General features: G+C 36.9%; 11 protein-coding genes. 1 reads left to right on the top strand and 10 read right to left on the bottom strand.

Features of this window, described 5'->3' with window-relative positions:
- Positions 1 to 49: 49 nt before the first annotated feature.
- On the top strand, positions 50 to 1,378 hold the full coding sequence (locus tag FG384_RS17390) for a TrkH family potassium uptake protein (protein WP_142643959.1): 1,329 nt from the start codon (positions 50 to 52) through the stop codon (positions 1,376 to 1,378).
- Positions 1,379 to 1,939: 561 nt separating this feature from the next.
- Here FG384_RS17390 and gatB read toward each other — a convergent pair.
- The 10 genes from gatB to FG384_RS17340 form a co-directional block, all read right to left on the bottom strand.
- Positions 1,940 to 3,370: an Asp-tRNA(Asn)/Glu-tRNA(Gln) amidotransferase subunit GatB gene (gatB, locus tag FG384_RS17385; RefSeq protein ID WP_142643958.1), complete on the bottom strand. Its 1,431-nt coding sequence runs from the start codon at positions 3,368 to 3,370 to the stop codon at positions 1,940 to 1,942.
- Positions 3,367 to 4,836 (bottom strand): Asp-tRNA(Asn)/Glu-tRNA(Gln) amidotransferase subunit GatA, encoded by a 1,470-nt coding sequence (gene gatA / locus FG384_RS17380; protein WP_142643957.1) that lies wholly within the window; start codon positions 4,834 to 4,836, stop codon positions 3,367 to 3,369. Before gatA ends, gatB begins: the two co-directional genes overlap by 4 nt.
- A 23-nt stretch (positions 4,837 to 4,859) precedes the next feature.
- Positions 4,860 to 5,150, bottom strand: coding sequence for an Asp-tRNA(Asn)/Glu-tRNA(Gln) amidotransferase subunit GatC (gene gatC, locus FG384_RS17375; protein WP_142643956.1), 291 nt, complete (start codon positions 5,148 to 5,150; stop codon positions 4,860 to 4,862).
- A gap of 75 nt (positions 5,151 to 5,225) precedes the next feature.
- A complete protein-coding gene (locus FG384_RS17370) occupies positions 5,226 to 6,362 on the bottom strand; it encodes a CamS family sex pheromone protein (protein WP_142643955.1) in 1,137 nt (378 codons plus the stop codon).
- An 18-nt stretch (positions 6,363 to 6,380) separates the two neighbouring features.
- The gene (gene ligA / locus FG384_RS17365; RefSeq protein ID WP_142643954.1) at positions 6,381 to 8,381 is read right to left on the bottom strand and encodes an NAD-dependent DNA ligase LigA; all 2,001 of its coding nucleotides are present in this window, start codon (positions 8,379 to 8,381) and stop codon (positions 6,381 to 6,383) included.
- 22 nt (positions 8,382 to 8,403) lie between these two features.
- A complete protein-coding gene (gene pcrA / locus FG384_RS17360; protein ID WP_142643953.1) occupies positions 8,404 to 10,629 on the bottom strand; it encodes a DNA helicase PcrA in 2,226 nt (741 codons plus the stop codon).
- A gap of 66 nt (positions 10,630 to 10,695) precedes the next feature.
- Positions 10,696 to 11,376, bottom strand: coding sequence for a heptaprenylglyceryl phosphate synthase (pcrB, locus tag FG384_RS17355; protein ID WP_142643952.1), 681 nt, complete (start codon positions 11,374 to 11,376; stop codon positions 10,696 to 10,698).
- 136 nt (positions 11,377 to 11,512) lie between these two features.
- A complete protein-coding gene (locus tag FG384_RS17350; RefSeq protein WP_142643951.1) occupies positions 11,513 to 11,845 on the bottom strand; it encodes a YerC/YecD family TrpR-related protein in 333 nt (110 codons plus the stop codon).
- Positions 11,846 to 11,878: 33 nt separating this feature from the next.
- A complete protein-coding gene (locus tag FG384_RS17345) occupies positions 11,879 to 12,934 on the bottom strand; it encodes a DUF3048 domain-containing protein (RefSeq protein ID WP_142643950.1) in 1,056 nt (351 codons plus the stop codon).
- Positions 12,935 to 12,946: 12 nt separating this feature from the next.
- Positions 12,947 to 14,677 carry an adenine deaminase C-terminal domain-containing protein gene (locus FG384_RS17340; RefSeq protein ID WP_142643949.1) on the bottom strand — a complete coding sequence of 577 codons (1,731 nt, stop codon included), beginning with the start codon at positions 14,675 to 14,677 and terminating at the stop codon, positions 12,947 to 12,949.
- Positions 14,678 to 14,813 lie beyond the last annotated feature (136 nt).

Here is a 14,813-nt window from a genome sequence, read left to right as displayed (position 1 = left end):
AGAATAAAGTATTTCTTATTTATTGAATACAAAAAAAGGAAGTGTTTTAATGCTAAAACATAAAAAGAGAAAACTTTTAGTTTCTCCTCCCCTAATTATTGCTGGTAGTTTTTTATGTTTAATCGCATTAGGTACAATTTTATTGAAATTACCCTTTGCAACAACGACATCCGTTTCGTGGGTAGATGCATTATTCGTTGCAACTTCTGCAACGACTGTTACTGGACTTAGTGTGTTTGACCCCGGTACAACTTTGACATTGTTTGGTGAGCTTGTTCTTCTTTTCCTTATTCAATGTGGAGGAATTGGTACAATGACATTTGCTGTTGCTATCCTTCTACTGCTAGGCAAAAAAGTTGGTTTACAAAATAGAATTTATTTACAAGAATCATTCAATCAGCAATCGATTGGTGGAATTGTGAAACTTACAAAACTTATTTTAATATTCGTATTAACGGTAGAAAGTGTAGCCATTTCTTTGTTAACTCTTCACTGGATACCAACTTACGGATTCTCAGATGCTTTTTATTATAGTTTGTTTCATGTAGTTTCCGCTTTTAATAATGCTGGTTTTTCACTGTTTGCTGATAATTTAATGGGCTTTACGAGTGACCCTATTGTTAATCTTATATTGTCCAGTTTATTTATTATTGGTGGACTCGGATTTGTCGTAGTTGTAGATATTTTTCAAAAGAAATCGTTTCGTACTTGGTCACTTCATACAAAGATGATGGTAATTGGAACGATTGGGTTGAATGTTTTCGCAGCGATTACTCTTTTTTTATTGGAATTTAATAATGATAGTACTATCGGGAAAATGAGTCTTTGGGATAAAATATTTACTTCCTACTTTACGGCAGTTACGCCTCGTACTGCAGGGTTCAATATGATTGATTATGGACAAATGGAAGATCCCTCATTATTATTTACTATGTTTTTAATGTTCATCGGAGGGGGTAGTGCATCGACAGCCTCTGGGATTAAATTAACGACATTTATGGTAACTTTATTGGCAACATTTGCTTTCTTTCGTTTTCAAGAAGAACCATCATTATTCGGAAGGTCTATTCGGAAGGAAACTGTTATTCGTTCATTAGCTATTTCAACTGTTAGTTTAGCTATTGTATTTCTATTTACATTTGCTCTAACTATAAGTGAGAAGTTGCCATTACTTCCATTAGTATTTGAAGTGTTTTCTGCATTTGGTACTGTCGGATTGACGATGGGAATTACAAATCAGCTTAGTAATATAGGCGAAGTACTAATATCTATAGTAATGTTTCTCGGACGAATTGGCCCGCTTACTTTATTTTTCATTTTGACTAAACCGAAGAAAGTGAACTATCGCTATCCGTATGACCAAGTGATTACTGGATAATTTATATGGATCTACTCGAAATGTATATTTCGAGTAGTTCTTTTTTTATTGAAATTAATTCCGATTCGAGAGAATTATTTTGGTATGCGAGAGAATCTGCGAGCTATGTGAGAGAATCTACGAGCTATGCGAGAGAATATCTAATTTATCCGAGAGAATGTACACCCTATCCGAGAGAATAGTAAATCAACTAGATTACTAGTTAATTTATAGGTTTATATTCTGGGAGTTTTTTTATTGGGATATAATTCCGATTCGAGAGAATCTACGAGCTATGCGAGAGAATAAATAAGTTATCCGAGAGAATGTACACCCTATGCGAGAGATCGCACACTCTTTCCGAGAGAACAGTATATCAACTAGATTACTAGTTAATTTATAAGTCTCTACCCTGGGAGTTTTTTAATTGGATTATAATTCCGAATCAAGAGAATCTACGAGCTATACGAGAGAATAACTAATTTATACGAGAGAATAACTAATTTATCCGAGAGAATGCACAACCTATCCGAGAGAATCCCATATCAACAAAAAAGAGGTGTCCTAGGACACCTCTACTAATTAGCGTTTTACAATTTCTTCGTTTAGAATTTTGTTTACAAGTGGTGGGTTCGCTTGTCCTTTTGTTGCTTTCATAATTTGACCAACAAGGAATCCAATGGCACGGTCTTTACCGTTTTTAAAGTCTTCAATTGATTGTGGATTTGCATCTAGTGTTGCAAGTACGACTTCACGAAGTGCACCTTCGTCTGAAATTTGTACTAGGCCTTGTGCTTTCACGATTTCTTCTGCTTCTCCGCCATTATCCGCAAGTTCTTTGAAAACTTTTTTCGCTATTTTCGATGAAATAGTTCCGTCAGAAATTAACTTAATCATACCAGCTAGGCCTGATGGAGTTAGTTTAATATCCTTCAGTTCTTTTTGGTCTGCATTTAAGTAAGCAGAAACTTCACCCATTAGCCAGTTGGAAGCAAGCTTTACATCCGCACCAAGTGCAATAGTTTCTTCAAAGAAATCGGACATTTCTTTTGTTAATGTTAAAACCATTGCATCGTATGCTGGTAGTCCAAGCTCTTCGATGTAGCGTTTTTTACGAGCATCAGGAAGCTCAGGAATTTCAGCGCGTACTCTTTCTCTCCACTCATCATCTATTACGATTTCTACTAAGTCTGGCTCAGGGAAGTAACGGTAGTCATCCGCGCCTTCTTTGACACGCATAAGTACTGTTTTACCAGTTGACTCATCAAAACGACGAGTTTCTTGTGGGATAACTCCACCAGAAAGTAATACTTCCGCTTGACGAACTTCTTCATGTTCCAAACCACGACGAACGAAATTGAATGAGTTTAAGTTCTTCAGCTCTGTTTTTGTACCAAATTTTTCTTGTCCGTATGGACGTAACGAAATATTTGCATCACAACGGAGTGAGCCTTCTTCCATCTTACAGTCAGATACACCTGTATATTGGATAATAGATTTAACCTTTTCCAAATATGCATATGCTTCTTCAGGAGTACGGATATCTGGTTCTGATACGATTTCGATTAACGGTGTTCCTTGACGATTGTAGTCTACAAGGGAATAACCGTTACTAGTGTGCGTTAATTTACCCGCATCTTCTTCTAAGTGAAGACGTGTAATACCAATACGTTTCTTTTCTCCACCAACTTCGATTTCTACCCAGCCGTTTTCACCGATTGGTTTATCGAATTGAGAGATTTGGTACGCTTTTGGATTATCGGGGTAAAAGTAGTTTTTACGGTCAAACTTAGTAACTGGTGCAATATCCATGTTCAATGCTAGTGCAGCTCTCATGCCCCACTCTACTGCTGTTTTATTCACAACAGGTAGTACGCCTGGATATCCAAGGTCAATTACATGTGTATTTGTATTTGGCTCTGCTCCAAAATGAGCTGGTGCAGGAGAAAATATTTTAGAATCTGTTTTTAATTCTACGTGAACCTCTAGTCCAATAATCGTTTCAAAATTCATCGTTTTGTTCCCTCCCAAATTTGAGGAGTTTGTTTATGGAAGCTTGTTGCTTGCTCATACGCATGTGCAACACGATAAATCGTTGCTTCATCAAAATGCTTCCCAATAATTTGTAATCCAAGTGGAAGACCATCAGAGAATCCACATGGAATCGAAATTCCAGGTACTCCAGCAAGGTTTACTGGAATTGTTAAAATATCGTTTGCATACATAGTTAGTGGGTCTTTTACGTTTTCACCAATTTTAAATGCTGGTGTTGGTGTAGTTGGCCCAATAATTACATCATAGTTTTCAAAAACAGTTTCAAAATCTTGTTTGATCAAAGTTCGAACTTGTTGTGCTTTTTTATAATAAGCATCGTAAGAACCTGCACTTAGCGAGTAAGTTCCAAGCATAATACGACGTTTTACTTCATCGCCAAAACCTTGCGCACGAGTTTCTTTATATAGTTCCATTAAGTTTTGTACATTTTCAGCACGGAAACCATAACGAATACCATCGAAACGAGCTAAGTTAGAAGACGCCTCTGAAGAGGATAATAGATAGTAAGTAGCAAGTGCATATTTAGAATGTGGTAGTGATACTTCTTCCCAAACAGCACCAAGTGATTCTAATACTTTCAGTGCATCTAAAACAGATTGTCTAGATGCTTCTCCTACACCTTGTCCCAAATATTCTTTCGGTACAGCGATTCGAAGTCCTTTAATATCTCCTGTTAGAGATTTAGTAAAGCTTGGTACTTCTACATTTGCAGAAGTTGAATCGTTCTTATCAAGGCCTGAAATAGCTTCCAATAAAAACGCATTATCTTCTACGTTTCGTGTAATAGGTCCAATTTGGTCTAAAGATGATGCGAATGCAACTAATCCTGAACGAGAAACACGTCCGTATGTAGGTTTCATCCCAACTACACCACAGAAAGAAGCTGGTTGACGAATAGATCCACCAGTATCTGATCCTAAAGAAAATGGAACCTCACCAGCTGCTACTGCAGCAGCAGAACCGCCTGAAGATCCACCTGGTACATGATCCAAATTCCATGGATTACGAGTTGTTTTGTAAGCTGAATTTTCGGTAGATGATCCCATAGCAAACTCATCCATGTTTAATTTTCCGATCGTAACAAGCCCCGCATCACGTAGTTTATGTACAACTGTTGCATCATAAATAGGGTTAAAGTTTTCTAAAATTTTACTTGAACAAGTTGTAATAATTCCTTCTGTCACGATATTATCTTTCACACCAATCGGTAAACCGAAAAGTGGACCTCTTTCTTCAAAAGGAACTTTATCCATTTCTTTCGATTGTGCTGTAGCTTTTTCTTCATTCAAAGCTAAAAATGCTTGCACATCTCCGTCTAACTCTTTCACTCTTTTATAAGATTCAGCTGTTAACTCTTCAACAGATACTTTTTTCTCTTTTAGTAATCCTTGAAGTTCTTTTGCTGAATGTGTAAATAATGTCATCCGTGGCCCTCCTTACTTATTTATTATTCGATGATAGTTGGAACTTTTACTTGTCCATCTTCTTGTTCTTGTACATTTTTCATCATTTTTTCACGGTCTAAACCTGGAATAGATTTATCTTCACGAAGAACATTTACTAATGGTAGTACATGCGAAGTTGGTACAACATTCGTTGTATCTAGCTCGTTTAGTTCATCTGCAAAGTTAGTAATTGCTGCTAACTGCTCTGCAAATTTTTCAGCATCCTCTTCTGTGATTGCAAGTCGTGCCAAATGTGCTACGTGTTTTACTTCTTCCTTTGAAATATTCGCCAATTTTCACACCTCCGAATTCAATAACCATAAGCAATATCATATCATTTTTCACTCTAATTGAACAGAGTGGCCCTTTTACTGTGAGTATATATGCACATACGGTTCTTCTTCACCTGGTTTTTTGATCAATAATGCCTCGGTACCGTTCAATGAATTCACATTAACTTCCACGCGCATCGAAGTATTAAAGTGATCCTTTAACAAACCTGCAATTTGTTGAGTAAACCCTATTATTTCAGCAGTTCCATAAAACTGAATAGGAATAGTGATCGTTAATTTTTGAAGCTGTTTATCTTTAAAATATCCAGTTCCAATAACACTTGTATAATTGGAAAAATACTTTTCTACATCTTGTTTGAAATTGCGGAAAACCGTATCTAAATCACGATACTTTTCTTCCGATTCTGTAGTAGGAAATAGAATATATTCTTCATCGATAGGTTTCCAGTCTGAAACGTTTTTTCCACCTGGAGCAACACTATATGTGAAGTATGTTCCTGGTACAACAGCATTCCTACTATTTTGTTTAAATAGACCAACAACTATTGGTATGTCTTGTAGACCATCCATTTGACGCATACGTTGAACTACTTCCTTTGCAATTCTTTTCCCATTTTCCTCTATTTGTGCTTGTGTTAACGGTTCTTCATACGTTGCACCGTAAGCTTCCTTTTGATAATAATAAATAGAGTTCAAAGCAAGTCCCACCGAAATTCCTGCGAGCTTCACTGTGTTACCTTCTTTTTTCAAATAGTTTTGTTCGACAATATGTGTAATATAAACTGGAGCATTTTTTGCTTTCGCTTCACCAGTAAGCCCTTCATCACTTGGATTTAAACCGCCATCTCTTTGATTACTTCTTGCTAACCAATTTTCTAACGTTTTCTTCTCTAAATATTGACCTTCTTGAAATAAGTACGTATCTACTGGGAATTCTTTTTGAGAAACTCGAAGGAGGCCAGTTTCGACCTCTTTCATATCGTATTTTGTTGCTAGATTGGATACAACTAATCCTCTACTTGCACTTTCCGCATAAGGTAATAATGTACGGTAATAAGTATCATCTAATTGTACACTTGGTATGATAACTGTTTTCGTTGCATCTTGCTCTGAGTCTTGAATAACCTCTGTTTCCTTTTTCAACGAAGGAGTACACCCAGAAACAATTAGCAATAAAATCAATATTGGCACGCCTAAATATTTTTTTGCCACGTTCAGAACTCCTTTTTATTACGATAATTGGTCTAATAGTTTTTGTTCATCCCAGACCTCTATGCCTAAGCTTGTTGCTTTATCAAGCTTAGATCCTGCCTCTTCTCCTGCAATCACAAGATCTGTTTTCTTACTTACACTTCCAGCAACCTTGCCACCTAGTGCTTCGATTTTTTCTTTTGCTTCTGGACGTGTCAATTGCATAAGTTTTCCAGTTAATACAATAGTTTTACCGGCAAATGGACTATTTTCAATAGTTGATGCGTCAATAATTTTACCTGTATATTGAAGATGAAGTCCTGCACCTCTTAATCTTTCTATTAGTTGCTGCACTTCTTCTTGTTCAAAGTATGTCACGAGAGAGTCTGCCATTTTATCTCCAATTTCAAAAACTGCTGTAAATTCTTCTCTCGTTGCTTGCATTAGTGCATCGAAGTTATGGAAAGTCTCAGATAAAATTTTAGCAGCTTTTTCCCCAATATGACGAATACCGAGACCAAATAATACACGTTCCATTGAGTTTTCCTTAGAAGTTTCAATCGCTGCCACTAAATTAGTAGCAGATTTCAATCCCATTCGTTCTAAATTGATAAGTTGATCAACTGTTAACCTGTAAAGGTCTGAAACGTCTACAACTAGCTGTTCTCTAAACAACTGCTCTACTACTTTTTCTCCCAGTCCTTCGATATTCATCGCATTACGTGAAGCAAAGTGATAGATGCCCTCTTGTATTTGCGCTGGGCATTGGGGATTCACGCAGCGTAATGCAACTTCTTCCTCTATTCTCACCAAGTCGCTTTCACATATTGGACAATTGCTTGGCATTTCAAAAGGTATTTCTGTACCTTTTCTTTCATCCAAGATAACCGCTACAACTTCCGGGATAATATCTCCTGCTTTTCGAATAATAACACGGTCTCCAATTCGGATATCCTTTTCACGGATTAAATCTTCATTGTGTAAAGAAGCACGTTGAACGGTAGACCCGGCAACTTGTGCTGGCTCTAAAATTGCTGTCGGTGTCACAACTCCAGTACGACCTACAGTTAAATCAATATCGATAATTGTCGTTACTACTTCCTCTGCTGGAAATTTGTAAGCAATTGCAAAACGAGGACTTTTCGCAGTAAATCCTAACTCCTCTTGCTGTGAATAATCATTTACTTTTATAACAATACCATCTATTTCATAAGGAATGTCGTTTCTTTTAGCTGTCCATTCTTGAATAAATTCAAGTACTTCCTCAATGGAAGAGCATACTCTTGTTTCTCTATTTGTCGGTAAACCTTGTTCTTTCATAAACTTCAGTGCTTCGGAATGCTGATCTACATTTTCTACAGTTCCATCACCACCCATTCCATAGACAAACATAGACAAATTTCTGCTCGCTGCCATTTTAGGATCTAGTTGACGTAGTGATCCTGCCGCTGCATTTCGAGGATTCGCAAGTAATTCTTCTCCTTGCTCCGCACGTTCTTCGTTTAACTTTATAAACGAAGACTTTGGCATATAAGCCTCTCCCCTTGCCTCGATCGTTACTACGTCTTTCAATCGAAGTGGAATGGAACGTATTGTTTTAATATTACTTGTAATATCTTCTCCAGTCGTTCCGTCACCTCTAGTTGCTCCACGTACAAGCATCCCATTTTCATACAGAAGAGAAACAGCTAGGCCATCTATTTTCAGCTCACATACATACGTAGGTGATTCATCAATAATGCCGCGAATTCGACGATCAAAGTCACGTAAATCTTCTTCGTTAAATGCATTTGATAGGCTAAGCATCGGATTTGTATGAGTTACTTTTTGAAAACCATCTTTTACTACCGCCCCAACTCTTTGCGTAGGAGAATCAGGTAATATTAAATTTGGATTTTGTTCTTCAAGTGCAATTAGTTCTTGTAAATACTGATCATAAACTGCATCTGGCACGATTGGTTCATCCAATACATGATAGGCATAACCATAGTCATACAAAAGCTTGTTCAGTTCTTTTACTCGTTGTTCTAATTTATCCATGGGCTTTCCTCCACTACGTGAATTATCCTTTTTCAATCGGTGCAAATTTAGCAAGTAATCGCTTAATACCCGTTGGACTTGGGAACGCAATGTCGAGTTCCGTATCTTCTCCGTCTCCTCGAACGCTAACGACCATCCCTTCGCCCCATTTTTTATGCACTGCTTTATTACCTACTTGCCAGCCCATTTTCTCGCCGCCAGACTCTTTATAGGACGGTCGAACAACCGCTGATTTCCTTGCTTGCGGTATTGCTTTAGGAGCAGATGACCTTTGCTTATTGTCGTTTGTACCTCCAACTGTATCAATAATTTCATCTGAAATTTCTCCGATAAAACGAGAAGGACTATTAAAACTTCCACGCCCAAAAATTGTACGGGATTGCGCACATGTAATAAACAGTCGTTCCTCCGCACGTGTTATACCAACGTAAGCAAGTCTGCGTTCTTCCTCCATCTCATCATCATCCCCAATGGAACGTGAATGAGGAAAAATATTTTCTTCCATTCCGATTATAAATACTACCGGGAACTCAAGTCCTTTTGCAGCATGCATCGTCATTAAGATAATATTACCTTGTGACGTATCTTCCTCTTCGTCCAGTTTATCAATATCCGAAACAAGTGCTAAATCTGTTAAAAATGTTACGAGTGATTTATCTTCACTTCTTTCTTCAAACGCTTTTGTTACAGATAAAAACTCTTCGATATTCTCTAATCTACTCTCAGATTCGATTGTTTTTTCATTTTTCAGCATTGTCCGGTAACCGGTTTTTTCGAGTACTTGTTCCACGATTTCTGTTACAGATAAATACTCTTGCATTTGAGTAAAGTTTTGAATCAGTCCTTGAAATTGAACTACTGCGTTTACTGCTCGTGCGGGTAATCCCATAAAATCTACTTCATTCATTGCATCTAGAATGGAACGATCTTGTTCTAACGCATACATGGCCATACGTTCGAAAGAAGTTGCTCCAATATTTCGCTTTGGTTCGTTAATAATTCGTGCAAGTGACAAATCATCGTCGTTATTAGCTATTAATCGAAGATATGCTAGTAAATCCTTAATCTCTTTGCGATCATAGAACTTAGTTCCGCCAACAATTGTATAGGACATATTTGATTTTACGAGTACTTCCTCCATCACACGGGATTGAGCGTTTGTACGGTATAAAATAGCAAAATCATCCAGAGTGCGGTTTTCTTTTTCCATCAATTCTTGGATGGATTGTACTACAAACTGTGCCTCCTGCTGCTCATTAAAAGCACGGAATAGCCCAATTTTCTCGCCTTCTTTATTGTCAGTGCGCAGAACTTTTGGGTACCTACTAGTGTTATTACCAATGACGTCATTTGCAGCTTGCAGGATTCTCCCGGAAGACCGATAATTTTGCTCCAGCATAATCACTGTAGCATTGGGATAATCTTTTTCGAATGATAATATATTTTGAATATCCGCCCCACGCCAGCGATAAATAGATTGATCGGAGTCACCAACTACACAAATATTTTTAAATTTTTGTGCGAGCAGTTGCACTAATTCATATTGCGCTTTGTTCGTATCTTGATATTCGTCTACATGGATATATTGGAATTTACTCTGATAAAACTCGAGCACTTCTGGAACACGTTTAAACAGCGTTAAAGTTGTCATGATTAAATCATCAAAATCGAGGGATTGGTTCTTTCTTAAACGCTTTTCATACCCTGCATAAACTTCTGCAACTGTCTTTTCAAATGGGTTGAACTCATTCATTTGTGCTTTAAATGTATCTGCATCTATACATATATTTTTAGCACTACTTATCGCATTTAACATCGAACGGGGATCATATTTTTTCGAATCAATATTTTGTTCTTTTAAAATATTTTTAATAACTGTTAACTGATCTGTCGTATCTAAAATGGAGAAGTTTTTGGAATAACCAATCCGGTCGATATCTCTTCTTAAAATACGAACACACATCGAGTGGAAAGTAGAGACCCACATCCGTTCCCCAGTTCCAGCACCTAATATACTATCGATACGTTCACGCATTTCGCGAGCTGCTTTATTCGTAAATGTAATGGCAAGTATTTTCGAAGGGTATACTTCTTTCTCCACTATTAAATAAGCTATTCGATGGGTTAATACACGAGTTTTCCCCGAACCGGCTCCTGCCATAATAAGTAGAGGTCCTTCAGTTGTTTTAACTGCTTTTTCTTGCTCTGTATTCATCCCGTTTAATAAATTTTTCGCTATAAGCTCCATAATACACTTCCTCAAAAGAACATTTGTTCTTGTTATTATACCTATGAATCATATATTTCTCAAATGTTACTTAACAGCATTTACTGTTTTTAATGCTTCCTCTAAGTCATCATATACTTGGTTTCCAACAATAATTGTGTCCGCATACTCTGCCATTTCACGCGCTTGTTCAACAGTTTGAATGCCTCCACCATAGAAAAGTTTCGTGTTAACAAGACCTGATTTCACTTTTTTAACAACTTCTATATCACCATATTTGCCGCTATATTCCATATAAAAAATCGGAAATTTAAACATATGCTCTACCATTTGTGCGTAAGCAATAATTTCGTCATTCGATTCTGGATGCTTGGCACTCGTTAGTTTAGCCGCTTTGCAATCAGGATTTAATATGCAATAGCCTTCTGGTATAATTTCTTCCCAGTTCATCACTTCTCCGAATTCCTTTGTTGCAGCATGATGTAAATCTTTCACCCATTTTGTATCCGTGCTATTTAAAACACTAGGAATAAAATAAAAATCAAAGCCAGGTGTAATCGACTCGATAGTTGACACTTCAAGTGCAACAGGTACGGCATACCGTCTAATTCGCATTAATAAATCAATTACATTATCAAGTGTTACTCCATCAGAACCACCAATAATAATAGCGTCAGTTCCAGATTCACAAACTTTTTCTAAAGCATCGGCACTAATTGCCTTTGCTGGATCCAATTTAAATATATGTCGCCATTCTTTATAATCCATTTCTTCTCCTTCAAATAATTAATTAAGTATTCTTCATTATAACAAAAAAACTGAACAGAGGCTTCTGTTCAGTAAAGGGTAAATATTAAATCTTATTTCAAATAGGCTTATCCTAAAACTGTCTTTATAATGCTTGTCAATTATCTGTTTTAGCTCTTGGATTTTGAAACGGCTGTTCATCCGGATATAAGCGTCCAAGCATTTCATCATACGTGTCATTTCCATAGTCAAAACAACGTCTAACTCGTGAAATCGTTGCTGTACTTGCACCCGTTTCTTTTTTAATCGTTTCATATGTTTTTTTCAGTCTCAATAAATGAGCAACTTCGAAGCGTTGTGCAAGCGATTGAATTTCACTGATTGTACATAGATCATCAAAAAAACGATAACATTCTTCCATATCTTTTAACTCTAAAACTGCTTTAAATAGCTGGTCAGTTTGATGACCTTTTATTTTATCCACCTGCATAATCTTATCATTCCCCTCATTACAATGTTCTACTTATGGTAAGAAATTTACCATACTCTCTAATCCAGGATTCGTTGGAACGAAGCTAACCCAAGACTTTCCTTTTACAAGTTTTGCAGGCACTCCATTTTCCATTGGGATAAGAACTCCATCTACATTCTCCCAATCTATTACTCTCATTACTCCAGCTTGGAATAGATAAGCCTTTCCACTACCCGTTAATGTTAAATCTTGTCTACCTGCATTATCAATTATTTTATGCGGTATTTCCATGAAAATCACATTGGAAATTTTAACAGGCTCTTCGGTTTCTTTATCCGTCGTTAAAACTCCAGCTGATTTTCTTTCGTATAAACCTTCTTCTGGTATATACGTATATTGGTTTTCAAAGCTTGCTCCTGATCCATATCGAATACTAACTGAAGAAGCAGGGTTCCCTATTTTTGCACCTTCTATAGAATCATAAAAAGAGAGGGAAGGAATTTTATTCATTTCCATGGATGCCCCTACTTTTTCTGCTCCGGCAAAAATATTTTCTTTCGAAATATACGAATTGTGTGGAGCTTTACGATCTTTCGAACGCTTAAAGAGTATACCATCATATTGCATCCCATTAATATTATCAACAACTCTAGCATTTAACATCTTCTGAGCATCTGGGCTATAACCATGCGCAATATAAAAAGCGTCGAGACCCTTCGCAAGATTAACAAAATAATCACGAGCACTTCGAACAGGACCTATCGTTTCAGGAATCTCACTTTGATAGAGTGCAAGAAACCTCGTAACATTTCCTTCGGCAACCATTTCATAAACGATATCTGCTTGTCCAATGCCTGATTGCGGCCTTGCAAGAGGATGGTTATTCATCGTAACAATTATTGGTCTTTGCTTTATCTCTTCTTCTGAGCCAACTCCTGTAAAAGGGGCTATGTATGGGAGTTCTATCTTCTCCTCCACCAATTCATTTTCAGGATTTACTGGTTCTTCTATAGGTTCTTTTGTTTCTTCTTGTCCCTCTCCCTTATTGGAACAAGCAGTTAAAACTAGCAAACTAATTGTACACAATATCCCCCATTTTTTGAACATAAGACATCCCCCTTACCTCATCACCGCTGGAAACATAACTTGTTTTTTCATCACATCGAAAATCCCTCTTTGTGTTATTCGAACATATGGTAAATGCGTCGATTGTAAAAATAGTAATGTATATATAGCGTCACCATGTTTAAATCCTCTAGCCGCCAACTCTTCCTTCAAAAGTAGCTCTTCTTCTATCAATTCTTCCATTGGTTTATCAGAAAGCAATCCCCCAATCGGAAGTTTAATAGAACATACGACCTGTTCATTTTCTACAAGGACAATTCCACCTTGCATTTTTTTCATCTCTTGAAAGGCCTTTAACATGCTCTTCTTATTCTTTCCAATTAATAATATATCACCAGTATTGGAATATGAAGATGCAAATCCTTTCAATGATGTAGCAAAGCCTTTAATTAGTGTTGTAACTTTCCACTTACCATCCCTATCAACTAACATAAGAAAACTCTCATCATGATTAGTAGAAAGCTCATTGTCTGTTGTATCTACTGCTATAGAATATGGCTTTGTAATGACGTCATTTACCATATCTATTCCAAACGGCATAGAGAATTGGAAGTCATCTTCTGTTAAGTCAAAATCTAAATCTAACGCAGGCATTGCAGACCAATCGATTGGTTCTAGCGCTTGAACTTTCTCACCATCTCTTTTTAACCAAACCCCTTTAGATAAAACACTCGTAGGAACTGGACTTTGCTCATCCTCCAAAAAGTTCAGAGTCGCAAACCTTCCTGTTGCGATAACTCCATGTAAATTGGATAAATTATAATACTTAGCCACATTGAATGATGCCATTAAGTATGCATCAATTGGGTTAACTCCAGCATCTAAAGCAACTTGAATACATTTATCCATTACACCATCAGTATGGAATGATGGCGTTGCACCATCAGTAGTCATCATTAAATGATCAAAAATCTGAAGGTCCTTCTCTAGTATTCCTTTAAGTAGATGTGGTAAATCTGGTCGTATCGAAGAATGACGTAATGTAACTGCATAACCATGAAGGATTCGTCGTTCCACTTCTTCTATTGTCATCGATTCATGGTCGCCATCCGCTCCAAGTAGACGCATTCGTGCTAACGTACGCTCAGAAGCTCCTGGAAAATGACCTTCAATTTTCATTCCATTCGATTTTGCTTGCTGCATCCAATAAAGCATTTGATCGTCACCGGATAATAGTCTTGGCCAACCAGTTAGCTCGCCTCCCATAATAACATCCGGCCGTTCAATCCATTCACCAATTGTTTTAGACGTGAATAGTTCTTCTTCATTTTCTAATTCCGTTTGAGAATCGAAACGAGCCCACCAATAAAATGCAAAAGGTAGTTTTTTTAACTGATTCATTATTGAAAACGCTTTCTTATTTTCAAGCGCCAAGAATAAGACTAAATTATCTGCAATGAATGTTGTAGTGCCGTGTTGTGCTGCATAGTCTGCAAAGCTTTGTGGTTGATAGAGTTGGAATGGATGTACATGAGGTTCCATATATCCAGGTACAATCTTTTGCCCATTTGCATCATACACCTCGGTCTTTTCAGAAAGGAGTGGCATTTCCAAACCAGTGTAAACAATTCGATCTTTCACAATCCAAATATTCCCGTTAATCCATTTTTTTAAATGACTATGTAAATATGTTGCGTTTTTTATAAGAATATCCGGTGATTTCGTTCCATTAACAACATCTAGTTGATGCCTTATGTCTTCTATTTTCCAAATAGGATACTGCATGCACAACATTCTCCTTCCTTTATTTCTCTTAAAAATAATAGTAGCACATCACTTTAGTAAAGCAAAGTGCTCAATTATATTTTTTGGAGAATTCCGATAAATTTTATAGTTTACTTAAAAATGGAAATTCTGTTAC

It is taken from the genome of Psychrobacillus vulpis (assembly GCF_006861825.1).
GTDB classification, from domain to species: Bacteria; Bacillota; Bacilli; order Bacillales_A; family Planococcaceae; genus Psychrobacillus; species Psychrobacillus vulpis.
The sequence above is the reverse complement of the archived record's forward strand: the minus strand, read 5'-3'. Positions and strand labels throughout refer to the sequence as shown.

Coding starts and splice junctions, on each gene's coding strand:
- pcrA (WP_142643953.1), bottom strand. CDS start 10,629: ATGGAGCTTATAGCGAAAAATTTATTAAACGGGATGAATACAGAGCAA.
- gatA (WP_142643957.1), bottom strand. CDS start 4,836: ATGACATTATTTACACATTCAGCAAAAGAACTTCAAGGATTACTAAAA.
- FG384_RS17345 (WP_142643950.1), bottom strand. CDS start 12,934: ATGTTCAAAAAATGGGGGATATTGTGTACAATTAGTTTGCTAGTTTTA.
- FG384_RS17390 (WP_142643959.1), top strand. CDS start 50: ATGCTAAAACATAAAAAGAGAAAACTTTTAGTTTCTCCTCCCCTAATT.
- gatB (WP_142643958.1), bottom strand. CDS start 3,370: ATGAATTTTGAAACGATTATTGGACTAGAGGTTCACGTAGAATTAAAA.
- ligA (WP_142643954.1), bottom strand. CDS start 8,381: ATGGATAAATTAGAACAACGAGTAAAAGAACTGAACAAGCTTTTGTAT.
- FG384_RS17340 (WP_142643949.1), bottom strand. CDS start 14,677: ATGCAGTATCCTATTTGGAAAATAGAAGACATAAGGCATCAACTAGAT.
- pcrB (WP_142643952.1), bottom strand. CDS start 11,376: ATGGATTATAAAGAATGGCGACATATATTTAAATTGGATCCAGCAAAG.
- FG384_RS17350 (WP_142643951.1), bottom strand. CDS start 11,845: ATGCAGGTGGATAAAATAAAAGGTCATCAAACTGACCAGCTATTTAAA.